25 protein-coding genes and 1 riboswitch are annotated in these 25580 nt (G+C 68.1%); of the genes, 9 read left to right on the top strand and 16 right to left on the bottom strand.

Annotated elements, in window-relative coordinates; all coding sequences use genetic code 11:
* Nucleotide 1: 1 nt before the first annotated feature.
* From FBY28_RS16595 to thiO, 7 genes are all read right to left on the bottom strand, one after another.
* Nucleotides 2–1420, bottom strand: coding sequence for a M28 family peptidase (locus FBY28_RS16595; RefSeq protein WP_141868511.1), 1419 nt, complete (start codon nucleotides 1418–1420; stop codon nucleotides 2–4).
* Nucleotides 1417–2916 (bottom strand): M28 family metallopeptidase, encoded by a 1500-nt coding sequence (locus tag FBY28_RS16590; RefSeq protein ID WP_174241657.1) that lies wholly within the window; start codon nucleotides 2914–2916, stop codon nucleotides 1417–1419. The genes FBY28_RS16595 and FBY28_RS16590 overlap by 4 nt, the downstream gene beginning before the upstream one ends.
* A gap of 15 nt (nucleotides 2917–2931) precedes the next feature.
* Nucleotides 2932–3609 (bottom strand): ABC transporter permease, encoded by a 678-nt coding sequence (locus tag FBY28_RS16585; protein ID WP_141868508.1) that lies wholly within the window; start codon nucleotides 3607–3609, stop codon nucleotides 2932–2934.
* Nucleotides 3606–4493 carry an ATP-binding cassette domain-containing protein gene (locus FBY28_RS16580; protein ID WP_141868506.1) on the bottom strand — a complete coding sequence of 296 codons (888 nt, stop codon included), beginning with the start codon at nucleotides 4491–4493 and terminating at the stop codon, nucleotides 3606–3608. The genes FBY28_RS16585 and FBY28_RS16580 overlap by 4 nt, the downstream gene beginning before the upstream one ends.
* A complete protein-coding gene (locus FBY28_RS16575; protein WP_524912046.1) occupies nucleotides 4490–5266 on the bottom strand; it encodes a thiazole synthase in 777 nt (258 codons plus the stop codon). Before FBY28_RS16575 ends, FBY28_RS16580 begins: the two co-directional genes overlap by 4 nt.
* A gap of 10 nt (nucleotides 5267–5276) precedes the next feature.
* On the bottom strand, nucleotides 5277–5474 hold the full coding sequence (gene thiS, locus FBY28_RS16570; RefSeq protein ID WP_019513287.1) for a sulfur carrier protein ThiS: 198 nt from the start codon (nucleotides 5472–5474) through the stop codon (nucleotides 5277–5279).
* Nucleotides 5471–6499: a glycine oxidase ThiO gene (gene thiO / locus FBY28_RS16565; RefSeq protein WP_141868504.1), complete on the bottom strand. Its 1029-nt coding sequence runs from the start codon at nucleotides 6497–6499 to the stop codon at nucleotides 5471–5473. The genes thiS and thiO overlap by 4 nt, the downstream gene beginning before the upstream one ends.
* Nucleotides 6491–6602: riboswitch (TPP riboswitch) on the bottom strand. (Overlaps the previous gene by 9 nt.)
* An 11-nt stretch (nucleotides 6603–6613) precedes the next feature.
* Between thiO and thiE the strand changes: the two genes are divergently transcribed.
* Complete coding sequence (gene thiE / locus FBY28_RS16560) at nucleotides 6614–7273, top strand: thiamine phosphate synthase (protein ID WP_141868503.1); 660 nt, start codon at nucleotides 6614–6616, stop codon at nucleotides 7271–7273.
* Here the strand turns inward: thiE and FBY28_RS16555 are convergent.
* On the bottom strand, nucleotides 7263–7742 hold the full coding sequence (locus tag FBY28_RS16555) for an NUDIX domain-containing protein (protein WP_141868501.1): 480 nt from the start codon (nucleotides 7740–7742) through the stop codon (nucleotides 7263–7265). The genes thiE and FBY28_RS16555 overlap by 11 nt on opposite strands.
* 87 nt (nucleotides 7743–7829) lie before the next feature.
* On the opposite strand from FBY28_RS16555, the gene glnX reads away from it, so the two are divergent.
* The 3 genes from glnX to FBY28_RS16540 are packed head-to-tail and all read left to right on the top strand — an operon-like array spanning nucleotide 7830 to nucleotide 12362.
* Entirely contained in the window at nucleotides 7830–9149 is a 1320-nt protein-coding gene (gene glnX / locus FBY28_RS16550; RefSeq protein ID WP_141868499.1) for a protein kinase G-activating protein GlnX, read from the top strand.
* The gene (locus FBY28_RS16545) at nucleotides 9146–10105 is read left to right on the top strand and encodes a glutamate ABC transporter substrate-binding protein (protein ID WP_286178147.1); all 960 of its coding nucleotides are present in this window, start codon (nucleotides 9146–9148) and stop codon (nucleotides 10103–10105) included. The genes glnX and FBY28_RS16545 overlap by 4 nt, the downstream gene beginning before the upstream one ends.
* A 16-nt stretch (nucleotides 10106–10121) precedes the next feature.
* Complete coding sequence (locus tag FBY28_RS16540) at nucleotides 10122–12362, top strand: serine/threonine-protein kinase PknG (RefSeq protein WP_141868497.1); 2241 nt, start codon at nucleotides 10122–10124, stop codon at nucleotides 12360–12362.
* Between the two features lie 33 nt (nucleotides 12363–12395).
* On the opposite strand, the gene FBY28_RS16535 is transcribed toward FBY28_RS16540, so the two are convergent.
* From FBY28_RS16535 to FBY28_RS16520, 4 genes are read right to left on the bottom strand one after another with little or no spacing between them, the layout of a single operon-like run.
* On the bottom strand, nucleotides 12396–13502 hold the full coding sequence (locus tag FBY28_RS16535; protein ID WP_141868495.1) for an acetate kinase: 1107 nt from the start codon (nucleotides 13500–13502) through the stop codon (nucleotides 12396–12398).
* Nucleotides 13499–15568: a phosphate acetyltransferase gene (gene pta, locus FBY28_RS16530; RefSeq protein WP_141868492.1), complete on the bottom strand. Its 2070-nt coding sequence runs from the start codon at nucleotides 15566–15568 to the stop codon at nucleotides 13499–13501. The genes FBY28_RS16535 and pta overlap by 4 nt, the downstream gene beginning before the upstream one ends.
* Nucleotides 15565–16821: an aspartate aminotransferase family protein gene (locus tag FBY28_RS16525; protein ID WP_141868490.1), complete on the bottom strand. Its 1257-nt coding sequence runs from the start codon at nucleotides 16819–16821 to the stop codon at nucleotides 15565–15567. The genes pta and FBY28_RS16525 overlap by 4 nt, the downstream gene beginning before the upstream one ends.
* 8 nt (nucleotides 16822–16829) lie before the next feature.
* On the bottom strand, nucleotides 16830–18356 hold the full coding sequence (locus FBY28_RS16520; protein ID WP_216847759.1) for an APC family permease: 1527 nt from the start codon (nucleotides 18354–18356) through the stop codon (nucleotides 16830–16832).
* A gap of 251 nt (nucleotides 18357–18607) precedes the next feature.
* Between FBY28_RS16520 and FBY28_RS16515 the strand changes: the two genes are divergently transcribed.
* Genes FBY28_RS16515 through FBY28_RS16505 form a run of 3 tightly spaced genes read left to right on the top strand, consistent with a single transcriptional unit; the run spans nucleotide 18608 to nucleotide 21152 of the window.
* Nucleotides 18608–19597, top strand: coding sequence for a phosphotransferase enzyme family protein (locus FBY28_RS16515; protein ID WP_141868487.1), 990 nt, complete (start codon nucleotides 18608–18610; stop codon nucleotides 19595–19597).
* A gap of 8 nt (nucleotides 19598–19605) precedes the next feature.
* Nucleotides 19606–20382 carry a 3-oxoacyl-ACP reductase FabG gene (gene fabG / locus FBY28_RS16510; protein ID WP_141868485.1) on the top strand — a complete coding sequence of 259 codons (777 nt, stop codon included), beginning with the start codon at nucleotides 19606–19608 and terminating at the stop codon, nucleotides 20380–20382.
* Between the two features lie 14 nt (nucleotides 20383–20396).
* Nucleotides 20397–21152 carry a GntR family transcriptional regulator gene (locus FBY28_RS16505; RefSeq protein ID WP_216847758.1) on the top strand — a complete coding sequence of 252 codons (756 nt, stop codon included), beginning with the start codon at nucleotides 20397–20399 and terminating at the stop codon, nucleotides 21150–21152.
* On the opposite strand, the gene fgd is transcribed toward FBY28_RS16505, so the two are convergent.
* A complete protein-coding gene (fgd, locus tag FBY28_RS16500) occupies nucleotides 21112–22122 on the bottom strand; it encodes a glucose-6-phosphate dehydrogenase (coenzyme-F420) (protein WP_141868481.1) in 1011 nt (336 codons plus the stop codon). The two genes, FBY28_RS16505 and fgd, sit on opposite strands and share 41 nt — an antisense overlap.
* Before the next feature lie 23 nt (nucleotides 22123–22145).
* Between fgd and FBY28_RS16495 the strand changes: the two genes are divergently transcribed.
* A complete protein-coding gene (locus FBY28_RS16495) occupies nucleotides 22146–22877 on the top strand; it encodes an MBL fold metallo-hydrolase (protein ID WP_141868479.1) in 732 nt (243 codons plus the stop codon).
* The gene (locus FBY28_RS16490) at nucleotides 22874–23629 is read left to right on the top strand and encodes a class I SAM-dependent methyltransferase (RefSeq protein WP_141868477.1); all 756 of its coding nucleotides are present in this window, start codon (nucleotides 22874–22876) and stop codon (nucleotides 23627–23629) included. Before FBY28_RS16495 ends, FBY28_RS16490 begins: the two co-directional genes overlap by 4 nt.
* A gap of 32 nt (nucleotides 23630–23661) precedes the next feature.
* Here the strand turns inward: FBY28_RS16490 and FBY28_RS16485 are convergent, their stop codons facing one another.
* Genes FBY28_RS16485 through FBY28_RS16475 form a run of 3 tightly spaced genes read right to left on the bottom strand, consistent with a single transcriptional unit; the run spans nucleotide 23662 to nucleotide 25478 of the window.
* A complete protein-coding gene (locus FBY28_RS16485) occupies nucleotides 23662–23871 on the bottom strand; it encodes a hypothetical protein (RefSeq protein WP_019513305.1) in 210 nt (69 codons plus the stop codon).
* Between the two features lie 9 nt (nucleotides 23872–23880).
* Nucleotides 23881–24999, bottom strand: a complete 1119-nt coding sequence (locus FBY28_RS16480; protein ID WP_141868475.1) for an LLM class flavin-dependent oxidoreductase — start codon at nucleotides 24997–24999, stop codon at nucleotides 23881–23883.
* Nucleotides 24996–25478 carry a GNAT family N-acetyltransferase gene (locus FBY28_RS16475; protein ID WP_141870275.1) on the bottom strand — a complete coding sequence of 161 codons (483 nt, stop codon included), beginning with the start codon at nucleotides 25476–25478 and terminating at the stop codon, nucleotides 24996–24998. The genes FBY28_RS16480 and FBY28_RS16475 overlap by 4 nt, the downstream gene beginning before the upstream one ends.
* Between the last annotated feature and the right edge of the window lie 102 nt (nucleotides 25479–25580).

Here is a 25580-nt window from a genome sequence, read left to right as displayed (position 1 = left end):
GCTACCGATTTCGGCGGTCTCGGGGCGGTACGCCGTTGACACCCTCGATGGAGCGGGCGTAGGTGGCGATGGTGAAGGCCATCGCCGGGCCGGTGATCGACAGCGCCCGGTGGTCGACGTTGTCCATCCCGTCCCGCGGTCCGCCGGCGTTCGGGTCGAACGGCGCCCCGGCGCGACCGCCCCACAGCCGGGCCTGCACCGGTGTCTTCTGTTGGTTGGCACCGGTGGTCAGGCCGCCGATGGGCACTCCGGCGGTGAGGAACGCCGCGTAATCACCGGCGGTGTCCAACGGCATATCGGCCGGGCGCACACCGGCCTGGTTGAGGTAACCGGCCAGGGTGCGTTCGATACCGGCCGAGCCCTCCGGGACGGTCTCGGCGGGGATCGCCGGATTTGCCTGCCCCGACTGATCACCGTCGAGCGTGAAGTACCCCGGGTTCGGGGAGCCGATCATGGTGGCATCCAGGTACGCGGCGATATCGTCGCGGCCGCCGTCATCCAGACCCGCCAGGTACTTGCCCGCGGCGCCCAGCCGCTGGGACCCCCAGAAGGTGAACCGCACCGCATTGTCGATCCGCGGCGCCGATCCCATCGCATCGGCGATGGCGAGCAACGCCGCCACCCCGCTGCCGTTGTCGTTGATGCCCGGGCTGCGCGGCGCACTGTCCAGATGCGCACCGGCCAGCACGACATTGCCGGTGTCACCGGTGGAGGTCTGGGCGATGACGCTCTTGGATCTGGCCACGCTGGCCTGGCCGTCGAGCATCAGGCGCACCGGGTCGTTGGTCCGGCGCAGGGCCGCGTCGGTGGTGCGATCGATGACGGCGACGGGCATGGTCAGCTTCTGGTAATAGCCCGGTTCGAACAGTCCCTTGGTACCGCCGGCGCTGACCACCAGCAGACCGACCGCCCCATTGGCCGCCGCGGCGTTCTGTTTGGCGACCACCGAACATCCGGTGTCGTCGACTATCGCCAGCGCGCCGCGGACGTTGCCGTAGTCGGCGCGCTCGCATCCGTCGCCGGTGCGCGGACGCAGCGACAGCCCGCTCAGCCCTTCGCGCGGGGTGGACGCCAGCGGCGAGGCCTGTGTCACGGGGTAGCTGCGACCGGCCACCTCCAGGGTCGGGTTGCCGGGATCACCCATCTTCAGCCACTCGAACTCCGGCGTGCTGATCTCGAACCCGCTATCCCGCAGCACCTCCGAGATGTACTCGACGGTGGCGTCGTAGCCCGCGGTGCCGACGGCCCGGCTGTTGGCATTGTCATCGGCGATGGCGGCGAGCCGCTCCAGGTGCGCGAAGATGGCATCGGCGCTGACCTCGGCGGCGAGCTCGTCGGCCCGCAGCGGGGCGGGCTCGGGTGCGCTGCCACACGATGTCAGTAGCAGCGCGGTGGCCGCCGCGGCACACAGGCGCCTCATGATTCGGCGAGCACGTGACGGGTCCGATCCTCGCGCACCGGAACGCCATTGCGTCCGCCGATGTCCTGGGCGTACAACGCGGCGGCGTATGCGACGCCGCGACCCTGGATCTCCAGGGACGTGGTGTCGATCTTGTCCAGGGTGTCGGTGTCCTTGTGGTAGTTCGGGTCGAACGGCTCGGCGGCCCGGCCACCCCAGAGCTCGGCCTGCTCGGCCGTCATGTTCTCTTCCGCTCCGGAAAACAGCCCCCCCGAGGGGATTCCGGCCCGGGTGAACGCATCGTAGTCGGAACGGCCGTCGAAGCTGGTGTCCTGAGCCGGTTTGCCCGCACCGTCGAGATAGCCGACCAGCATCCGTTCGATACCCGCCGATCCCTCCGGGACCCGGGGCACGCTGCCGTCGGCGGCCGGTGGCGCCGACTGGTTACCGTCATAGGTGAAGTATCCCGGATTCGGGGAGCCGAGCATGTCGAAATTCAGGTACAGCGCAATATCTTTGAGCCCCTCTGCATCCAGGGAGGAGACATAGCGGTCGGAGCCGACCAGCCCGACCTCCTCGGCGCCCCAGAAGCCGAAGCGCACCGCGTTGCGGATCTCGGGGGCACTGCCCATCTGCAGGGCGGTCTCCAGCACCGCGGCCACCCCGGATCCGTTGTCGTTGATACCGGGCCCCTCGGGCACGCTGTCCAGATGTGCTCCGAGCATCACGACGTTGTCCGTTGCGCCGGTGCTGGTCTGGGCGATGATGTTGTTGCTGCGCTTGACGTTCACCCCGGCCGTCAGCCGGATCGACGCCTGGCCCGGATTCGCCCGCAGTCGCGCGCCCTCGCTCTTGGTGATGCCGAGCACCGGGATCTTGACGTCGGTTCCACTGCCCAGCGTGCCGCCGAAGTCCTCGACGGGACGGTCCTCGTTATCGGCCACCAGCAGGGCCAGCGCTCCCCGTTTCGCGGCGACGGCCTGCTTGTCGCTGAACGGGCACGAGCCGCGGTCGACGAGCACCACCGCGCCCTGCACGGGCAGCCCCTCGTAGTCGGCGTCGGCGCAACCGGGGGTGTCGTCGACGGGTGCGGCGACCACGGGCCCGCGCACCCCGTCGGCAGGCGTGCCGATGGTGAAGCTCATCGGCAGGGCCGCGACCGGGGTGCCGGCCACCTCGACGGTGGGGTCCTCGGCGAACGGGATGCGCACCTCGAACTCCGGGGTTTGCACCTCGAAACCCTTGTCGCGCAGCGCGTTGACCACATAATCGAGGCTGGCCTGGTAGCCGGGGGTTCCCAGCGCGCGGTTACCCTCGTGCTGATCGGCGATCTCCTGCAGCCGGGTCAGATGCGCCATCATGGCATCGGTCTGCACACGCTTGCTGATCTCGTCGGCGTAGCCGGCGGCGTCGGCATCGGCGGTCGGCGACGGCTCGGGCGCACCCGGCGATCCGCAACCGGCGACGAGGGCGGTCAGGGCCAACAGGGCCCCCAGGGACCGTGATCTGCGCTGCATGGACCCCACGGTAGCTCAGGGGTCCCGGCGCTCGACCACGACGACGGCCGCAGCGAAGATCCCCAGGGCGACACCGCCGAAGTACAGCGCCGAACCCTGCGGACCCCACCACATCGAAAAACTGTGCAGAAAGCCGAATATCGATGCGCCGGTGAACGCGGCGGCGTTGACGAAGGGCAGCAGCGGCCCCACGGTGTCCCCGATGTCGGTGCTGACGCTGAGCATGGGCTCGACCACGAAGGGCACCAACAGCAACACCGCGACCGCGGCGGCGGTGTGTCGCAACAGTGCCCCCACCCCGACCGCCAGGACGGCGCCGGCGGCGGCATACACCGCGAGCGCGCCCACCGAGCGCCACGCGCCCGACCCCGCGATCAGGATCGACCCGGTCGTCATGGCGGCGGCCACCGCGGCGGAGAATCCACCGGTGACAAGGGCTTTGGCGGCGAGCACGCGGGTGCGGCGCGGGGTGGCCAGGAAGGTGGTTCGGATCATGGCCGTGCGGTACTCGCCGGTGACGGTCAGCGCAGCCAGGATCATCAACACCGGCACCCCGAAGTTGGCGACCCCGAGCAACGGATCCTCTGTCATCACGGCCAGACCGAGGGCCAGTACCGCCACGGCGAGCGTCAACCACAGCGCCGACCGGGTGGTGGCCAGTTTGCGGGCCTCCGCCTCGAGCGCGCCGATCACGAGTCGCCCCCACCGCGATACTGCACCGCATCATCGGTCAGGCCGAGATAGGCCTCCTCGAGTGAGGTTTGCCGGGCGCTCAGTTCGTGCAGCACGATCCCGTGTTCGGCGGCCAGCTCACCGATCTGCTCGGTGCTGCCCGGCACCAGCAGCGCATCGCCCTCGCGGCGGGCCTCGGGCAGCAGCGCGGCCAGCCGGTCCAGCTGCGGGCTGCGCACCCGCACCGCTGCGTCCCTGCGCAGGAAATCGGCCATCGTGGTGGCGGTGATCAACCGGCCGCGGCCGATCACCACCAGCTCGTCGGCGGTGTTGGCCATCTCGGCCAGCAGGTGGCTCGACACCAGCACCGTGCGCCCCTCGGCGGCCAAGTCACGCATCAACGTCCTGATCCACCGGATTCCCTCCGGGTCCAGGCCGTTGACCGGCTCGTCGAACAACAGCACCTGCGGGTCGCCGAGCAGGGCCGCAGCGATCCCGAGCCGTTGCAGCATGCCGAGGGAGAACGACCCGGCGGGCTTGCCGGCGGCCGCGGTCAGACCGACCTGCTCGAGCACCTCGTCGACCCGCGCCTGCTGGATCCGGTTGGTCGCCGCCAGCCAGCTCAGGTGGGCGCGCGCCGAGCGGTTCGGGTAGACCTGACGCGCATCCAGCAGGGCACCGACGGTGCGCAGCGGATGTTTCAGGTCCCGGTAACGGCGTCCGCCGATGGTGACGGTGCCCGCCGTCGGCCGGTCCAGCCCGACGATCATCCGCATGGTGGTGGACTTGCCTGCGCCGTTCGGGCCGAGGAAGCCGGTCACCACACCCGGTTTGATGGTGCAGCTCAGCCCGTCGACCGCCCGGCTGCGACCGTAGGTCTTGGTCAGTCCGACCAGTTCGATCACAGCGCCGGACTGGATGCCTGGGCCCAGAACCGCTTCGGGATCCGGCCGGCCTGCCTGGCCAGATACCCGGCGGTGACGGCCGAGGCCATCGCCGACGCCATGGTGGCGGGGTCGGCCGCCCTGGTCACCGCGGTCGCCAGCAGCACGGCGTCACAGCCCAGTTCCATCGCCAGCGCGGCATCGCTGGCCGTGCCGATTCCGGCGTCCAGGATCACCGGCACCTTCGCCGCGTCGACGATCATCTCGATGTGGTGCGGGTTGGAGATGCCGAGTCCGGTGCCGATCGGCGAGCCCAACGGCATGACCGCCGCGCAGCCGGTGTCCTCCAGCCTGCGGGCCAGCACCGGGTCGTCGTTGGTGTAGGGCAGCACGATGAAACCGTCGTCGACCAGTTGCTCGGCGGCCCTGACCAATTCGATGGCATCGGGCAGCAGCGTGCGTTCGTCGGCGATGACCTCCAACTTGACCCAGTCGGTGCCGAGGGCCTCGCGGGCGAGCTGCGCGGTCAACACCGCCTCCGCGGCGCCGCGACAGCCCGCGGTGTTGGGCAGCGTCGCGATGCCGAGCCGGTTGAGCAGGTCCAGCACTCCGGTACCGGTCTCGGCGTCCACCCGGCGCATCGCCACCGTGGTCAATTCGGTTCCCGAGGCGATCAACGCCTCCTCCAGCACCGCCAGGTTCGCCGCGCCGCCGGTGCCCATGATCAGCCGCGAGCCGAACTCGCGGCCGGCAATACACAACGCCGATCCCCCGGTCGCTGCGCTCCTGCCCACCGGTGCCGCGTCAGCCACCCTGCACCGCCGTCACGACCTCCACCCTGGCGCCGTCGGCCAGCACGGTGTGCCATGACGAGCGCGGCAGCACCTCCCAGTCGACCGCCACGGCGATGCCCTTGTCCGGGAAACCCAGACGGCTCATCAGCCCCTCGACGGTAGTGCCGTCGGGAACGTCGGCATCCTCCCCGTTGACCAGCAGAATCATTGTGCCCCTCCGAATACCGCGAGTTCCCTGGCGATCTGCTCGGCAGTCCACGGTGCCAGCAGAAATCCGTTGCGCCCGTGGCCGGTGGCCACCAGCGTCCGCTCGTCGAGCCTACCCACCAACGGCAGGCCGTCCGGGGTCATGGGACGCAAACCTGCCGCGCATTCGGCGAGCTCGTACTCGCCGAGGGCAGGCAGCACCGCGCACGCGTCGTCGAGCAGATCACGCACTCCGGTCACCACCACGGTGGTGTCGCGACCGTGTTCGTACTGGGTCGCACCCACCACCACACCGTCACCGCGCGGCACCAGATACACCTGCCTGCCGTGCACTCGGGCGCGAATCACATTCTGCGGCAACGGCATACAACCCTTACGCCAACGCAGTCGCAGCACCTCCCCCTTGACCGGGCGGACCGCAAGGCCCGGCCACAGAGTCGGCGCGTCGATACCGTTGGCGATCACCCGGACATCGGCGTCGACCTCGGCGAGATCGGCGACCGGCGGGGCCCAGCGCACACCGGCCTCGACGCAGGCCGTCTCCAGCGCGGCCACCAGGGCCCGATTGTCCACCGCCAGTTCGGTCTCGGCGATGAACCCGTGCCGGATACCTTGCGCCAGCAGGGGTTCGACATCGCGGGCGGTGGTCGTCGGCGTCACCGGATGCCCTTGGGCGGACAGCCAGTCCGCCACCGTCCGCAGATCGGCGACATCGGCGCGGTCCACGGCCACCACCAAAGACCGGCGCGCGGTGACGATATCGCCGGGCAGACCGGCCAGGAACCCGCTGTGCCACAGCTTCAGCGATTCCAGACCTATCGCGAGCTGAGCCTCCTCACCGGGCCAGCCCTCGCTGTGCGGGGCGAGCATGCCGCCGGCCACCCAGGAGGCGCCGCGCTGCTCGGTGCGGTGCACCCGCACATCCCAGCCGTCGGCTGCGGCCCGGCGCGCGACCGCAAGCCCGATGACGCCACCGCCCACGATGCCCAACGAGCCGACCGAGTCGACCCTCGACGTACTGCCCATTCTCCCTCTCCCTTCGCCGGCATGACCCGGATCAGGTTCGACGGTCAAGGCCGGTGCGCGCCCACTCTCAGTCCCCGCTCCCGGGACTCCCGTGTCTGCTGAAAGGATACTCGGGTGTCCCGACTCGATTCCGCCTCGCTGTACCTGTGCACCGACGCCCGCACCGAACGCGGTGATCTCGCCGAGTTCGCCGACGCGGCGCTGGCCGGCGGGGTGGACATCATCCAGCTGCGGGACAAGGGGTTGGAGGCTCGCCAGGAGCTCGACGCCCTGGCGGTGCTCGCCGACGCGGCCCGCCGCCACGGCGCGCTGCTGGCGGTCAACGATCGCGCCGATATCGCCCGCGCGGCGGGCAGCGACGTCCTGCACCTCGGCCAGGACGACCTGCCGCTGGCGGTGGCCCGTGAGATCGCGCCGGGCGCGCTGATCGGCCGGTCCACCCACGACACCGACCAGGTGGCGCGCGCTCTCGTCGATGCGGACGCCGAACTCATCGACTACTTCTGTGTCGGTCCGTGCTGGCCGACCCCGACCAAACCCGGCCGTCCCGCGCCCGGTCTCGAACTGGTGCGCCACACTGCCGCGCTGGCCGGTGATATCGAGCCGGCCATACCGTGGTTCGCCATCGGCGGCATCGACATCGAACGGCTGCCGCAGGTGCTCGACGCCGGTGCCACACGGATCGTGGTGGTGCGGGCGATCACCGAGGCCGAGGATCCCCAGGCCGCGGCCTTGACACTCAAGACGGCACTCAAGGCCGCGCTCAGGGCTTGAGCGGCAGTTCGGCGGTGACCTCGCGCAACCGCTCCCAACTGGCCGCGAAGCCGGGATGCAGCGGGAGCGCGGCGACCTGCGCCTCGGCCACCCAGCGCAGCTCGGCACTCTCACGATTGGCGATCGTCGGCAGCTGCTCCGCCGCGTCGGCGATCACGGTGGTGTAGCTCCAACCGGGAACCTCGTGGGTGACCACGGTGACCCGAACGGTCAATTGCCCCGCATGCAGACCGGCCTCCTCGGCAGCCTCGCGCACCGCGGCCTCCTCGACCGTCTCGTGGCTGTCGCGCGCGCCGCCGGGTAACCCCCAGGTCCCGCCCTGATGGCTCCACGGCGCACGATGCTGGAGCAGGACCGCGAATCCGCCGTCGACATCCGGTGCGCGCAGCAGCAGGCCCGCGGCGCCGTGTCGGCCCCAGAAGTGCGCACCGCCGTCCGACAACACCCAACCGTCACCGTCACCGCGCACGTGTTCAGAATAGGGGTACGCGAATTCCCACACGTCACACCAATGTCTCTTAGACTTCTTAGAAATACCGAGGAGGTTGGCGGACACGTGACCGTGGAGTTGGCACACCCGTCGACCGAGCCGCTGGCATCACGTTCGCCGACGCGCCCCGTACACCCCCGCTGGTGGTTCCTGTGGACCACGCCGGGGCGCATCCTGACCATCGGCATCGTGCTGTCGGCGTTGGTGATGGCGTGCGCCTTCGCCACCTCGACGACGATCACCGACCGCCAGGAAGCCCTGACCACGGTGCTCGACCACAGCGAGCCGCTGGCCTTCGCCGCCGGACAGCTCTACACCAAGCTCTCGGTCGCCGACGCCGCCGCGGCGACCGCCTTCATCGCCGGTGCCGAACCGCAGGATGTGCGGGAGCGCTACGAACAGGCGATCACCGACGCCTCCGTCGCGGTGACCCGCGCGTCGGCGGGTCTGACCACCGAGCCGATGGTCGAACTGCTCGGCAGGGTCAACGCCGAACTGGCGGTCTACACCGGTCTGGTCGAGACGGCCCGGACCAACAACCGGGCAGGCAATCCGGTCGGCTCGTCATACCTGTCCGAGGCCTCGGCACTTATGCAGTCGGAGATCCTGCCGCAAGCCCAGCGACTCTACGAGGCGACCTCGGCCCGGGTGGACACCGAGACGACCGCGTCGACGCGCATTCCCGCCCCGGTCATCCTGGTGGTGCTCGCCACCATCCTGTTCGGGTTGTTCGCCAACCGTTGGCTCAGCAAGCGGACCCGGCGCCGGATCAACATGGGTTTCGTGGCCGGCGGTTTGGCGGTCTTGATTATGGTGGTCTGGGTGGGTACCGCTCTGGTCATCTCGACGGCGGACAGCCGCAGCGCCAAAAACACTGCGGCGCAGTCGCTGAAGACCGTCACCACGATGGCCATCACCGCCCAGCAGGCCCGTGCCGACGAAACCCTTGCCCTGGTCCGCCGCGGTGACGAGGACGTCCGCAAGCAGTCGTACTACCAGCGCATCGAGACCATCCAGGAACAGCTCAAGGCCTACCTGGCCGCGGACAACGACATCGACAAGGCCGACCTCGCCGACGCCGACGACCTACTTCGCAAGTGGCGGGCCTCCAACGACCGGATCAACGCCTACATCTCGGTGGGTAACTACCAGGCCGCCACGCAGGTGGCGCTCGGGACCGGTGAGGATGATTCCAGCCCGGCCTTCAGCACCCTCGACGAAGCGCTGTCGCGCTCCATCGAGCAGAGCCGCAGCCAACTGCGCACCGATATCGTCAATGCCCGCCGGGTGCTCTCGGGCACCACCGTCGGCGCGGCCGCCCTGTCGGTCATCGCCGCGTTCGCGGTGACCCTCGGGTTGTGGCCGAGGCTGAGTGAGTACCGGTGATCGCCCGGCTGGCCGGTGTCCTCGTCACCGCGGCACTGTTGGCGGGGTGCCAGCAGAACCCCCAGATCGATCCCATCCCCGAGCTGACGCTGGCTCCGCCGACGCCGGCCGGGATGGAGACAGCCCCACCGGAGCCGGTGCCCGAGCTGCCCGACAACGACGACTGCGACCGCACCGCGAGCCTGCGGCCTTTCGCCGACCGCGCCGAGGCCGACGAGGCCGTCGAGAACATCCGCAACCGCGGCAGGCTGATCGTCGGGCTGGACATCGGCAGCAATCTCTTCTCGTTCCGTGACCCGATCACCGGCGAGATCACCGGGTTCGACGTCGACATCGCCGGCGAGGTGGCCCGCGACATCTTCGGCACGCCTTCGCAGATGGAATACCGCATCCTGTCCTCGGCCGACCGCATCGAGGCGCTGGAGAACAACCAGGTCGACATCGTGGTGAAGACGATGAGCATGACCTGCGAGCGCAGGGAGCGGGTGGCGTTCTCCACCGAATACCTCTCGGCGAACCAGCGCATCCTGGCCACCCGCGATTCGCGCATCCGGCAGGCCGCCGATCTGTCCGGTAAGCGGGTGTGCGCCGTGAAGGGCACCACCTCGCGCATACGGGTCCAGCAGATCCAGCCACCGGTCGACCTGGTCGACGTGATCACCTGGGCCGATTGCCTGGTCGCGCTGCAGCAGCGTCAGGTCGACGCGGTCAGCACCGACGACTCCATCCTGGCGGGCCTGGTCAGCCAGGACCCGTATCTGCACATCGTCGGGCCGAGCATGAACTCCGAGCCCTACGGCATCGGGATCAACAAGAACAACGAGGGGTTGGTCCGGTTCGTCAACGGCACCCTGGAGCGCATCCGCCGCGACGGCACCTGGAACACGCTCTACCGCAAGTGGTTGACGGTGCTCGGCCCCACGCCCGCCCCGCCGGTGGCGAGGTACTACAACTGATGGACGACATCGGCTGATGAGCGAAGACCCGGGAACCCAGCCGGCCAGCCTGGCCGACCTCGACGATCTGGACGACGAGTCGGTGGCCACCGTGCGGCCGATGGCCACCCAGGCCGTCTACCGGCCGGATTTCGACGACACCGACCGCGCCACCACTGCCGCCACCGAGCCGTCGGCGACCACGCTGGGTGTGCTCACCAGACCGCGCTCACCGATCCGCAAGCTGGGCGGCGGACTGGTGGAGGTGCCGCGGGTCTACGAACGCGACCCGTTGACGGCCCTGATGAGCAATCCGGTGGTCGCCGAATCCAAACGGTTCTGCTGGAACTGCGGTAAACGCGTCGGCCGGGCCACCCGTGAGGGCCCCGGCCGCTCCGAGGGCACCTGCCCGCATTGCGGAAGCCCGTATTCGTTTCTGCCACAGCTGAGTCCCGGCGACATGGTGGTCGGGCAGTACCAGATCAAGGGCTGTATCGCCCACGGCGGCCTGGGCTGGGTGTACCTCGCCTTCGACACCAACGTCAACGAACGCCCGGTGGTGCTCAAGGGTCTCGTGCATTCCGGGGACGCCGAGGCACAGGCCACCGCGATGGCCGAGCGTCAGTTCCTTGCCGAGGTGACGCACCCGGCCATCGTCAAGATCTTCAACTTCGTCGAGCACGACGACAAGCACGGTGAGCCGGTCGGCTACATCGTGATGGAGTATGTCGGGGGCACCTCGCTCAAACAGGCCAAGGGCGTCAAATTGCCGGTGGCCCAGGCCATCGCCTACATGCTGGAGATCCTGCCCGCACTGGGATACCTGCATTCCCTGGGATTGGTCTACAACGACCTCAAGCCGGAGAACATCATGGTCACCGAGGAGCAGCTCAAGCTGATCGACCTCGGCGCGGTATCGCGGATCAACTCGTTCGGATACCTCTACGGCACACCCGGTTACCAGGCCCCCGAGATCGTCCGCACCGGACCGACAGTGCAGACCGACATCTACACGGTCGGTCGCACGCTGGCCGCGCTCACCCTGAACCTGCGCACCCGCAGGGGCCGTTATGTCGACGGCCTTCCCGAGGACGATCCGGTCCTGGCCAAGTACGACTCGTTCGGCCGGCTGCTGCGCCGCGCCATCGATCCGGATCCGCGGCGCCGGTTCGCCAGCGCCGAGGAGATGTCCGGTCAGCTCATGGGCGTGCTGCGCGAGGTGGTGGCCCAGGACACCGGGGCGCCCCGCCCCGGCCTGTCCACGGTGTTCAGCCCGCCACGCTCGACATTCGGGGTGGATCTGCTGGTCGCCCACACCGACGTCTACCTCGACGGGCAGGTGCACTCGGAGAAGCTGACCGCCGCCGAGATCGTCAAGGCGCTGCAGGTCCCGCTCGTCGATCCCGCCGATGTCGGCGCCCCCATCCTGTCCGCGACCGTGCTCAGTGAGCCCGTGCAGACCCTTGATTCACTGCGCGCGGCCCGCCACGGCGCGCTGGACTCCGAAGGGGTGGACCTCTCGGATTCGGTGGAGCTACCGCTGATGGAGGCCCGCGCCCTGCTCGATCTCGGCGATGTCGCCAAGGCCACCCGCAAACTCGACGACCTGACCGAGCGCGTCGGCTGGCGGTGGCGGCTGTCCTGGTTCCGTGGCGTCGCGGCCATGCTGACAGCCGACTACGACACCGCCACAAAACATTTCACCGAGGTCCTGGACACCCTGCCCGGCGAGCTGGCACCGAAGCTGGCGCTGGCGGCCACCGCTGAGCTGGCAGGTAGCTCCGACGAACGCCGGTTCTACCAGACCGTCTGGCGCACCGACAACGGCGTGATCTCCGCCGGATTCGGGTTGGCCCGCGCCCAGTCCGCCGCCGGGGAGCGCGATGACGCGGTGCGCACGCTCGACCAGGTGCCACCGACCTCCCGGCATTTCACCACCGCCCGGTTGACCAGTTCGGTGACGTTGCTTTCCGGCCGCTCCACCAGCGAGGTCACCGAGCAGCAGATCCGCAGTGCCGCACGGCGGGTGGAGGCCCTACCGGACAGCGAACCCAGGGTGTTGCAAATCCGCGCGCTGGTGCTCGGCACTGCCATGGACTGGCTGGCCGACAACTCCGCGAGCACCAACCACATCCTGGGGTTCCCGTTCACCCAGCACGGTCTGCAGCTCGGGGTGGAGGCAGCACTGCGGCAGCTCGCCCGCGTCGCCCCCACCCAGGAGCATCGCTACGCCCTGGTCGACCTGGCCAACAGCGTGCGTCCGATGAGTACCTTCTGACTGAGTACCTTCTGATGATGTCGGCCCTGCCGTTCACAGAACCGACAGACACGATCGCGCGATCGCAAGCTCCTCGTTTGTCGGGATGACCAGCACCTGGACCGGTGAACCCTCGGCCGAGATACGGCGCGCATCATGGCTTTTCGCGGTGTTGAGATCCTCGTCCAGTTCGATCCCCAGCCCGTTCAACCCGGCCAGCGCGTCACGGCGCACCGCGGCGTCGTTCTCCCCCACCCCGGCGGTGAAGGTGATGACATCGGTGCTACCGAGCACCGCGAGATAACCGCCGATGTACTTGCGCAACCGGTGGATGTAGACCTCATAGGCCAACCGCGCCTGCTTGTCCCCGCCGTCGATGCGCTTGTGCAGTTCCCGGAAGTCGGTCTCACCGCCGAGCCCGTACACGCCCGCGCGACGGTTGAGCATCGTCTCGATGTCCTCGACGCTCATCTGCGCCGTCCGCCACAGATAGAACATGATGCCCGGGTCGATATCGCCCGAGCGGGTTCCCATCACCAGACCCTCCATCGGAGTGAGGCCCATGGAGGTGTCCACGGCTCGGCCACCCCGGACAGCCGATGCCGAGGCTCCGTTACCTAGATGCAGGACAATCTGATTCAGGTCACCGACCGGCCGATCCAGGAATACGGCCGCCTGCTCGCTGACATAGCGATGCGATGTCCCGTGAAATCCGTAGCGACGGATGTGCCAGCGCTCGGCGATATCACGATCGATGGCGTACTCGGCCGCGGCGGCGGGCAGATCGTGGAAGAACGCGGTGTCGAACACGGCGATATGAGGAAGATCGGGTAACGCCTTGCGTGCCTCGGCGATACCGAGTAACGCCGGCGGATTGTGCAGCGGCGCAAGCGGTGCCAGCTCTTCGATGATGGCGATGGTGTCATCGTCGAGCAGGGTCGGCCGGTACAGCCTGTTCCCGCCGTGCACCACTCGATGTCCGACGGCGACCAGCCCGTCCAGGTCCGGCAGTTCGGCGAACACCTGCTTGAGCGCCTCGCCGTAATCGACCACCCGCTCGACTATTCCGTGTGCCAGCGAGAAACCTGAGTCGGGCTCCACCAGTTCATATTTCACCGATGATGACCCGCTGTTGAGGACGAGTACCGAACGCGCGGTCATCGGTTCGCCGCCTGGATCGCGGTGATCGCCACGGTGTTGACGATATCTTCGACCAGCGCACCACGGGACAGGTCGTTGACCGGCTTGTTGAGCCCTTGCAGGACCGGACCTATCGCGATGGCACCGGCGCTGCGTTGCACGGCCTTGTAGGTGTTGTTACCGGTGTTGAGATCCGGGAAGATCAGCACGGTGGCCCGGCCGGCCACCGCCGAATCGGGCATCTTGGTTGCCGCGGTGGCCGGGTCCACCGCGGCGTCGTACTGGATCGGTCCCTCGACCAGCAGCTCGGGCTCCCGCCCGCGCACCAGTTCGGTTGCCGCACGGACCTTGTCGACGTCGGCGCCGGTACCCGAGGTCCCGGTCGAGTATGACAACATGGCCACCCGCGGGTCGATGCCGAACTGTGCCGCCGTGCGGGCCGATGAGACGGCGATATCGGCCAGCTCTTCGGCAGTCGGATCCGGCACGATGGCACAGTCACCGTAGGCGAGCACCCGATCCTCAAGACACATCAGGAAGATGCTGGACACCGTCGACACCCCTGGCAAGGTCTTGATGATCTCGAATGCCGGTCGCACGGTGTGCGCGGTGGTGTGCCGCGCACCGGAGACCATCCCGTCGACAATATCGTTGTGCACCAGCATGGTGCCGAAATACGAGACGTCATGGATGGTTTCGCGGGCCTGATCCACCGTAACGCCCTTGTGCTTGCGCATCTGGGCATACTGCTCGGCGAATTGGTCGCACAGCTCGCTGGTCTTGGGGTCGAGCACGGTGGCCGCCGCGATGTCCACTCCCAGCTCGGCCGCCCGGGCCCGCACCGCCGCCTCGTCACCGAGGATGGTCAGCTCGGCCACCCGGTGGGCAAGTAGCCGGCCCGCGGCGCGCAGGATCCGGTCGTCGTCCCCTTCGGGCAGCACGATGCGCCTGGTGTCGGCCCGGGCCCGGTCGATCAGCTGGTAGGTGAACATCTGCGGTGTCACCACGCTGGGAATCGGGATCGACAGCCGCGCAATCAGATCGGCGGTGTCGACGTGTTCTTCCATCAGCGTCAGCGCGGTATCGATCTTTCGCTGGGTTGTGACCGTGACACGACCGCGGGTGTAGGCCACCGCACGCGCGGTGTCGTAGGTGCCCAGATCGGTGCTGATGATGGGCAGTCGTGAGCCGAGACCGTCCACCAGTCGGGCCACCTCGGGATGCAGCGCAAGACCGCCGTTGAGCACCACACATGCCAGCGACGGAAAGCCCGCCGCCGCATGCGCTCCCATCACAGCCATCACCACGTCCGAGCGGTCGCCGGGGGTGATCACCGCCATCCCCTCGCGTAACCGCTCCAATACGTGCTCGGCCGTCATCCCCGCGACCAGGACGCCCATCGCCTCGCGCCCCAACAGCTCCTCGTCGCCTCCGGTGAGGCTGCCGTGCACGGCCGCACACAGTTCGGCCACCGACGGTGCGACCAACAGCGGTTCCTCCGGCAGCACGTAGCTCTTGGGTTCCAGCGCGTTGAGCGCCTCGGCGACGGCGACCAGTTGCGCCGGATCGCACCGGTTGGCCACCACGGCCGCGGTATGGGCGTGTTGGGCCGCCAGCTCACCGAGACACAACTCGACCGCCTGGGCAACCTCGGCGGGCGTCCGATCCTGCGCCTTGACCGCGAGCACCACCGACGCACCGAGATTCACCGCGATACGCGCATTCATGCTCAGTTCGCTCGGCGTCGCCACATCGGTGTAGTCGCTTCCGACGATCACCACCGCATCGGCCCGCTCGGCGACGGCGTGGAAGCGCTCGACGATATCGGCGATCGCCGCATCCGGGTCCTCGTGCACCTGCTGATAACCGACGCCGACACACTCTTCATAGCTCAGCCCGGCCGTGGTGTGCGCCAGCAGCAACTCGAGGATGTAGTCGCGGTCACCCTGGCGGGTGATGGGGCGGAACACCGCGACACGCGCGACCGTGGCCGCCAGTCGGTGCAGGATTCCCAGCGCGATCGTCGATTTTCCGGTGTCGCCCTCGGGAGAGGCGATATAGATGGCCGAAGCAGCGGGCGCGGTCACTCCGCCAAGCTTGCCAGTACCTGCTCGAGTTCGGCAATGAGCCAGTCCACGTCGGCAAGCGAGAACACCATCGGCGGCCTGATCTTGAGGACGTTCCCACCCGCCCCACAGACCGAGATCAGTACGCGCCGCTCGCGCATACCGTTGACCACCCGGCGTGCGGTCTCGCGGTCCACCAGCTCCACTCCCACATACAGCCCGGCACCGCGCACCGCGGTGATCCGCGGGTCAGCCAGCCCCGCGGCAGCCGAGCACATGGCCTCGCCGACCGTGGCGGCGTTGGCGATCAGCTTCTCGTCCTCGATGATGTCGAGCACCGCCGCCGCGGCCGCCATGGACACCGGGTTGCCGCCGAATGTGTTGAAGTACGGCACGCTCTCGGCGAAGGGTGCGAGCACCGCGCTGCGGGCCACCATCGCGGCCACCGGCATGCCGTTGGCCATCGGTTTGCCCATGGTGACCAGATCCGGCACGACATCGTGCCGATCGAATCCCCACATACCGTCACCTGTGCGGCCGAATCCGGGCTGCACCTCGTCGGCGATCAGGACGCCCCCGGCGGCGTGCACCGCCTCGACCGCGGGTCGCAGGACGCTGCGATCCGGGTAGATCCCGTCGGAGGAGAAGATGGTGTCGACGATCAGCGCACTCAGCCCGTACCCGGATGCCTGCAGGTCGGCGATGGCCTCGGCCACGCCGGTGAGATCCGGATCGACGGCACGCACATGGGCGCCCAGCGAAGCGATACCACCGAGCGACGGCGAGATGGCGGTCACCGCCTCGGTGTTGCCGTGATAGGCCTCGGTGGTGACGATGACCCCGCGGGCGCCGGTGTGGGCGGCGGCGACCCGCAGGGCCAGATCGTTGACCTCGGATCCGGTGCAGGCGTACATGACCTGATAGGAATCCGCCGATCCCGCGTCGGGAAATGTCGCCAACAGCCGCTGCGAATAGTCGACGATACCTTCGTGAAGGTAGCGTGTGTGGGTGTTCAGCGTGCCCAATTGCCTTGTCACCGAATCGATCACGTGCGGATGGCAATGCCCGACACTGGCCACGTTGTTGTAGGCATCCAGATAGCAGTTGCCGTCGGCGTCATAGAGTCGGGTGCCCTGACCCCGGACCAGGTGCACCGGGTTGTCGTAGAACAACCGGTAGGCGGGCCCGAGCACGCGGTCGCGGGCAGCTATCAGGGGGTCACCGAGGTGACCGCCCCGATAGCTGTTCGAGTCCATGATGTTGGAGAAAGACATGATTCCCGTCAGCGTTCGTGGGCTTCTTCCAGCACCGTACGGCCCAGTTCGGCATAGCGTTGTGGATCCTTGTACTTGAGGAAGAGCGCCAGCAACACCCCACCGATGCCCACGATACCGACCACCCAGGGGATGGCGGCGAAGATCCAGTCGGTGGCCGCGGCTCCCGCCGCGAACGACGCGTTCTTGGCCAGCAGGTAGACCACGTACACCATCCCGAGGCCGCCGAGCAGTGGCGCCAGGAAGGTGGTGAACCAGTTGGCCGTCTCCGGATGCCGCTTGTGCACATGGAAGTACGAGATCACCGAGAAGGCCGCCAACGCCTGGACGATCATGATGGCCGTGGTACCCAGCAGGGCCATCAGACCGTACAGACCGGTGTAGGGATCGCGATGGGTGAACTCGAAGAAGAGAACGACCAGGAACGCGAAACCGGTCTGCACGAAGCCGGCGATATGCGGTGAGCCGTGGACGCGGTGGGTGGCGCCGAGCGTCTTGCGCATCCCGGGGATGACGTCCTCACGGCCGAGGGCGTACAGGTAGCGGGCGGCACAGTTGTGGAATGCCATGCCGCAGGCGAACGACCCGGTCATCAGCAGGATCTTGAACAGGTCGACCGCCCACTGGCCCAGGTTGTCATGCACCGGGTTGAAGAAGATATCGCCCGCGGTGGCCGAATCTTGCGCCAGCGCAATGGCATTCTCCGGCCCGGTGCCGACGATCGCCAGCCAGGACACGATGACATAGAAGGCGCCGATGCCGATCACCGAGCTCACGACCGCAATCGGGATGATCTTCTTGGGGTTGCGCGACTCCTCGCCGTACATGGCGCTGGACTCGAAACCGACCCAGGACCAGAACGCGAAGAACAGCCCCACACCGGCGGATCCGACGACGGCCATGGTGGATCCGTCAGCACCCTCGACGACACCGGACAGACTCTGAAACCCGTTGAGCGGGTTCAGTGATCCCCATGACCATCCCTGCGGTCCGCCGCCGGTGAACAGCACCGACAGCGCCATCGCGGCCAGCATCACGATCTCGGTCACCAGAAAGACGCCGAGCACCTTGGCCGCCAGGTTGATGTCGAAGTAGGTGAGCAACGCGTTGATCGCGAGCATCACCAGCGCGAACACCAGCCAGGGCACGTCCACCCCGAACAGGGACGAGAACAGGTCGGTGCCGAAGAAGCTGAAGATACCGATCAGCGACGCCTCGAAGACCATGTAGGCCAGCGCGGTCAAGAAGCCCGCGCCGAGCCCGACGATGCGCCCGAGGCCGTGGGAGATGTAGCCGTAGAACGCGCCGGTGGCGGTGATGTGTTTACTCATCGCGGCATAGCCGATCGCGAACAGGGTCAAGACGATGGTGGCGACGAAATAGCCGGCGGGCGCGTAGGCGCCGTTGCCGAAGCCGACGGCAATCGGCACGTTGCCGACCATGGCGGTGATGGGGGCCGCCGTGGCGACCGCCATGAACAGCACACCGACCAAGCCGACCGCATTCGGTTTGAGTCGCTGGATAGTCTCACTCATTGGATCCCAATCTGAGGGCATTTCCCAGACCGATATTTGGTCTGGTCTTTGAAGGGTCGTCGGCACCGATGCCTTCGACAAGAACGACGCGGGCAATTGTTACCCTCCCCAGATCGCTTGGTCAACTGAGAGATTCAGCTGTCAACCAGCTGTGTTTCGACAAGGTTTCGAAACTGGGAATGGTGCAACGACTGCGTTAAAAACACCGATTTGGTCTGCTTGGACCCGACCATTGGGCCACACTGGTCGCCATGCCGGGATTGCCTGCCGACCATGAGCACTTCGCCCGGGCGGCGCTACCCGCCTATGGCCGCGCCCCCGACACCGTGCTGCGCCTGCTGAGCCTGTCCGAGAACGCGACCTACCTGGTGTGCGACGACGACCCGATCGTGCTGCGCGTGCACCGGCCCGGCTATCACTCCGTGCAGGGCATCCGCTCCGAGCTGGCCTGGATGGCCGCGCTGCGCCGCGACACCGCGGTGCAGACCCCGGAGCTGGTGTGCTCGACCGCCGGCGAGGATGTCGTCACCGCCTCGGTCGGCGGGCGGGAGCTGCATGTCGACGCCGTATCGCTGATCTCGGGATGCACCGCCGAGGAGGTCCCCCATGCGGTCGGCTTCGCCCAGCTCGGCGAGCTGACCGCGATCATGCACGAGCATGTGCTGAACTGGGCTCCCCCGCCCGATTTCACCCGTTTCCGCTGGGACCTCGACGATATCCTCGGCCCCGGTGCACGCTGGGGCGACTGGCGCGCGGCGCCGGGCCTGTCCGAGCCGGACCGGGCAGGCATTCAGCGAGCGGCCCACCAGATCACCGAAAGACTTGCCGGATATGGCACCGGCGCAGACAGATTCGGACTGATCCACGCCGACCTGCGGTTGTCCAACCTGATGGTCGACCCGGCCGCGCCATCGGCGGGTATCACCGTCATCGATTTCGACGATGCCGGCTGGGGTTGGAACCTTGCCGACCTCGGCGCGGTGGTCTCCTGGATCGAGGACACCCCGGAAGCCGAACGCATCATCACCGAATGGCTGGGCGGTTACACGAAGGTGCGGACGCTCGCCGACGAACACCTGGCACTCATCCCGACATTCGTGATGCTGCGACGCATCCAGCTCACCGCCTGGATCGCCTCGCACGCCGATGCCGACGCCGCGATCGCGATCGGCCCCGGCTATGCACTCGGTACCGCCCGGCTCGCCGAGCGCTATCTCAACGACCACAGCTGGTTACGGTGAGGAGAGAAATGTTCGACCTGCAGTCCCGCTCGGTGTTGGTCACCGGCGGCAGTAAGGGCATAGGCCGCGGAATCGCGTCGGTGTTCGCCAAGGCCGGAGCCAATGTGGCGATCGGAGCGCGCACGGCGGCCGGCTTGGACGAGGCCGTCGCCGCGTTGGACGGACTTGGCGCGGGCAAGGTGCTCGGCGTGCGTGTCGATGTCAGCGACCGGCAATCGTGTACCGAGATGGCCGCAGCCGCGACCGATGCGTTCGGTGGCCTGGATGTGTTGTGCGCCAACGCCGGAATCTTCCCGGACGCCCCACTGGCCACCATGACCGAAGACCAGCTCACCGAGATCATGGCGGTCAACGTCCACGGCACGTTCTACGCCGTGCAGGCCTGTCTGGATGCGCTGACCGCCTCGGGAGCGGGCCGGATCATCCTCACCTCCTCGATCACCGGACCCATCACCGGTTACCCGGGCTGGTCACACTACGGCGCCACCAAGGCCGCCCAGCTGGGCTTCATGCGCACCGCCGCAATCGAATTGGCGCCCAAGGGGATCACCGTCAACGCGATACTGCCCGGCAACATCCTCACCGAGGGGCTGCTCGACAACGGCGAGGAGTATCTGGCGAGCATGGCGCGATCCATCCCGGCCGGCGCGCTCGGTACCCCGGAGGACATCGGACATCTCGCCGCGTTCCTGGCCACCAGGGAGGCGGCCTACATCACCGGGCAGGCCATCGCCGTCGACGGGGGGCAGGTGCTACCCGAATCGCTGGACGCGATCGTCACCTGATCGTGGAGGAAACCGTGGGGGGAGCGGTCGCCGAGGATGTGCGCCGCCGGATTCTGTCCATGCTGTCCAGTGGCGCGCTGCGCCCCGGTTCGCGGCTGGGCACCGAGCGTGAGATGGCCGCGCGTTTCGACGTGTCCCGCGCGACGCTGCGCAGCGCACTGCTGCCGCTGAGCCAGGCCGGTGTCCTGGAACGGCGCACCGGCCGCGCCGGCGGGACCTTCGTGCGTGCCGATATCGTCCAACGCCACGCGGCCGAACAGGCCGGTCTGCCCGCGCTGCTGCACAGCGGCGGGCACAGCAGCCATACCAAGGTGCTGGCGACCGACACCAGACCGGCGACCGCGGCCGAGTCCGTCGCGCTGGAGATCCCGGACGGCGAGCCGGTCGTCGTCATCCGCAGACTGCGCTACGCCGACGGGGTGCCGCTGTCGGTGGACCAGTCCTGTTTCGTCGCCGCGCACGCCGTGGATCTGCTGGAGCAACCCTTGGGCGGCTCGCTCTACGAGCTGTTCCGGAACCGTTATGGCTTGGCACCGGCCAGCACCACCGAGACCATCGAGGTCGTCAGCGCCAGCCCCCGCGAGGCGCAGTGCCTCGACATCGGCAGTCGCAAACCACTGTTGGCCATCACCCGGGTGACCAGGGCCACCTCGGGCGTGCCCTTCGAGTACGCCTACGACCTGTTCCGCGCCGACCGGGTGCGACTGACCGCGACCAGCAGCACCGGGCTCACGCTAGCTTGCGCAGCCGCGGTTCCAGATCCCGCTTGAACAGCTCCAGGAAGCGGCGCTGGTCGTGGCCCGGGGCGTGGAACACCAGGTGGTTCAGCCCCCACTTGACGTAGTCGGCCACCTTCTCGACGGCCTCGTCGGGGTCCGACGCCACGATCCAGCGCTTGGCCACCTGCTCGATGGGCAGCGCATCGGCGGCCTTCTCCATCTCGATCGGGTCGTCGATGGAGTGCTTCTGCTCGGCGGTCAGCGACAGCGGGGCCCAGAACCGGGTGTTCTCCAGCGCGAGTTCCGGATCGGTGTCGTAGGAGATCTTGATCTCGATCATCCGGTCGACGTCTTGCGCGTTCTTGCCCGCGGCCTCCGCGCCCTCGCGCATGGCCGGGATCAGCTTCTCCTTGTAGAGCTCCTCACCCTTGCCGGAGGTGCAGATGAAACCGTCCCCGGCGCGGCCGGCGTACTTGGCGACCTGGGGTCCGCCCGCGGCGATGTAGATCGGGATACCGCCTTCGGGCACGTCGTAGATCGAGGCGCCCTTGGTCTTGTAGTACTCACCCTCGAAGTCGACGCGATCGCCGAGCCACAGCTCGCGCATGAGGCGCACCGATTCGCGCAGCCGCGCGTAGCGCTCCTTGAACTCGGGCCATTCGCCCTCGTAGCCGGTGGCGATCTCGTTGAGTGCCTCACCGGTGCCGACACCGAGGAAGATGCGTCCCGGGTAAAGACAGCCCATGGTGGCGAAAGCCTGGGCGATGACGGCGGGGTTGTAGCGGAACGTCGGGGTCAGCACCGAGGTACCCAGCTGCAGGCGCTGGGTGCGTTCGCCGACGGCGGTCATCCAGGCCAGCGAGAACGGCGCGTGGCCGCCCTCGTGCCGCCACGGCTGGAAGTGGTCGCTGACGGTGGCACTGTCCATACCGTGCTCTTCGGCCGCGACGGCGAGTTCGACGAGTTCACGAGGCGCGAACTGCTCCGCCGACGCCTTGTAGCCCAGTTTCAGTTCAGCCATATATAAGTTTCTACACTCACACCATGGCACCGGTTCTGACGGCCGTCACCGAACGCGTTCACCTCGCCCAGACCGACCTCGTCAATTGGACGGTGGTGACCGACGAATCCGGGGTGTTGCTGATCGACGCGGGCTACCCGGGGCATCGTGACGAGGTCCTGGATTCGCTGCGCGGGCTCGGCTTCGGCCCAGAGGATGTCCGGGCCATCCTGCTCACCCATGCCCACGTCGATCATCTGGGTTCGGCCATCTGGTTCGCGAAAACCCATGGCACACCGGTGTATACGCATGCTGCCGAGGTGGGTCACGCACAGCGGCAGTACCTGGAGCAGGTATCCCCGGTCGATGTGCTGACCCGGGCATGGCAGCCGCGTTATCTGGCATGGACGCTGGCGCTGGCCCGCAAGGGCGGGCTGACCCATGAGGGCATCCCGTCCGCGCTGGCCCTCGACGAGGACATCGCGGCGTCGCTACCGGGCACCCCGATGGCGGTCCCGTCGCCGGGGCACACCGGCGGGCACTGTTCCTATGTCGTGGACGGTGTGTTGGTCGCGGGCGATGCGTTGATCACCGGGCACCCGTTGAGTAGCAGGCACGGCCCGCAGCTGCTGCCGACGATCTTCAACCACGACCAGGACGGTTGCCTGCGCAGCCTGGCCGCGCTCGGCCTGCTGGACACCGAGGTGCTGGTGCCGGGGCACGGCCCGCTGTGGCGCGGCTCGATCCGCAAGGCGGCCGAGATGGCGGCCCGATGAGCGACACCCCGCTGCACGCCGATCGACAGCGAGCCGAATCCTTCGGTTCGGCGGCCGCCCGTTACGACCGCCACCGGCCCCGCTACCCCGCCGAACTGATCGCCGATCTCGTTGTGCACCAGGGGATCCGCGTGCTCGATGTGGGCGCCGGAACCGGTATCGCCGGCGCGCAGTTACGCGCGGCAGGCGCCGACGTGCTGGCGGTCGAACCCGATCCGCAGATGGCCGAGGTGGCCGCCGCCAAGGGTCTGTCCGTGGAGCAGGCGACCTTTGCCGACTGGGATCCGCGGGACCGGGCTTTCGACCTGGTGGTGTTCGCCCAGTCCTTTCACTGGGTGGAGCCCGTCGACGCCTTGGCCAAGGTGCGCGGGCTGCTCGCCCCCGGCGGCAGGCTGGCGCTGGTGTGGAATCGGATCGTGGCCGTCGCACCGTCCCCCGAGACCCTCGCCGGCGCCTACGCCGGTCTGGTGGACCAACCGAACAGACCGTCGGCGGATATCGAGGGCGCCGGTCTCGACCCCTTGCTGGCGGCGGCCGGGCTGAGCCACGAGCGTCGCCGGTACCTGGAACATCCGCACTACTCCTGCGCCGAGTGGGTGGAGATGGTCACCACCTACTCCAGTGTGTTGCGGCTGCCCGCAGCCGATCAGGAGCGTCTGCGGACCCGGCTGACCGCGCTGATCGGCACCGACGGCGTCCAGGCGACCAATGACGCGCTGGCTGTGCTGTGCACACCGTCACCCGAACCGTGAGGTCTCACACGATCAGGTCTCACACGATCAGGTCATACGATCAGGTCATAGCCGACCACGAAGGCCGCGGTGACGACCAGACCGCAGGCCACCACGATGGTCGGCATCAGGATCTTCTCGTCGAGTTCGGCGCTGTCGGCCACGTCGGCCCGGCGACCGACAAGGGTGCGCACGCCCAGCCCCAGCAGCAGCACCAGGACAGCGCCCACCACCATCAGCAGTGCGACGATGAGCAGTGACACCGCATCAGCTTACGAAATCAGCTCCCCCCAGGCCGTCGCGATCAACTCATGGGAACGCAATCGGTCGGCGTGGTCGAACGCCACCGAGGTGATGACGAGCTCGTCGGCACCGGTGACCCGCGCCAGCGCGGTAAGCCGCTCGGCGACCTCGTCGGCGGATCCGACGAAGCGGGTGTCCAGACGGTCCGCCACCACGGCCAGCTGGTCATCGGTCAACGGGCCCACGGTGTCCGGGTCGGGGTACGGGATCGCGCCGCCGCCGGCCCGGATCGAGTACACCCAGTGGTCGAAGCCTCTGGCCAGGCGGTGGGCGCGGGCACTGTCGTCGGCGGCCAGCACGTCGGCCGAGACCACCACATAGGGTTCGGCGAGTACCTGCGATGGCCGAAAAGCGTTGCGGTAGGCCTCGACTGCCTCCAGCGCGGTGGCCGGGACGATGTGATAGGCGGCCACGAACGGCAGCCCGAGACTGCCAGCCACCCGCGCACTCTGCCCCCTGCTGGTGCCGAAGATCCACGGCCGCAGCGCGGTGCCCTCACCCGGGCTGGCGTGCGCGGCGAAGCCGTCGACCTGATACGTGCCGTTCAGCAGCGCCAGGATATCGGCCACCTGATCGCCGAAATCCGGGGTGACGGCCTCGGGTTGCTGCAGCGTCCCCATCAATCCCTTGAGCCGCGGATTGCGTAGCTGGATCGACAGGTCGAACGGTGCCGGTACGACGACGCCGTCCACCTCATGGCGCTCCCGGGGCGGCCGTTGAGCTCGCGGCGTCTGCCGGATGGCCTCGGCGCGGCGCTGGCCGGACCGTCCGACACCCAGGTCGATGCGGCCCGGATGGAAGGCGTCCAACGTCGCGAAGCTCTCCACCACCGCGATCGCGGTGGTGTGCCCCACCTGCACCGCGGCCGCGCCGACCCGGATGGTCGTGGTGGCGGCGGCGAGCTGCCCGATCAGCACCGCGGGCGAGGCGCTGGCCACCGCCGCATAGTGATGCTCGGCCACCCAGTACCGGCGATATCCCCACCGCTCGGCGTGCTGGGCCAGATCGACCGTCTTGCGCAGCGCACCCGCGGCGGTGTCCCCCGCCGAGATAGGGGCCAGGTCGAGCACCGACAGCGCGGCGGTCACCCCAGGACCTTCTCGAACGCGATCGGATAGCTCTCGCCCTGTTTCGGTAGCGGCTCGCTCAGACGGGTGTAGCCACTGGATTCGTAGAGCGCTTCGGCCTCCGGTTGGCGGTCGCCGGTGGTCAGATAGATCCGCCGATACCCGCGCTGGGCGATCAACGTCTCCAGTTCGACCAGCAGGGCCTTGGCGTAGCCGCGCTTGCGGTGTTCACGAGCGGTCCAGATCCGTTTGAGTTCGGCGGTGTCGGCATCGAAGCGCTGGAACGCCCCGCCGGTGACCGGGACACCGTCGTCCAGCCCGATCAGCAGCGCACCGTGCGGCGCGGCGAACTCCTCGGCCGGGTGCGCCCGCAACCAGCGGGCCACACCGGCCTCGGTGCCGCCGTAGCGCCGGGAGTATTCGACGGCGAGTTCGGCCAGTAGCGGTTCGGCAAGGGGGTCTGTCTGATGCACCGGGACGAAACGCAGAGTCTTCACCATTGCTCCTGCCATCACTCGAATGTCCAACGCGTCGCGACTCCGCGCATTCCGGAGCGGCCATCGGCTCGTCCTGATCGTAAATATCGGCTGGCGAACCCCTCT

This window comes from Arthrobacter sp. SLBN-53 (assembly GCF_006715585.1).
GTDB lineage: Bacteria > Actinomycetota > Actinomycetes > Mycobacteriales > Mycobacteriaceae > Mycobacterium > Mycobacterium neoaurum_A.
This window is presented reverse-complemented; position numbering and strand designations above follow the sequence as displayed.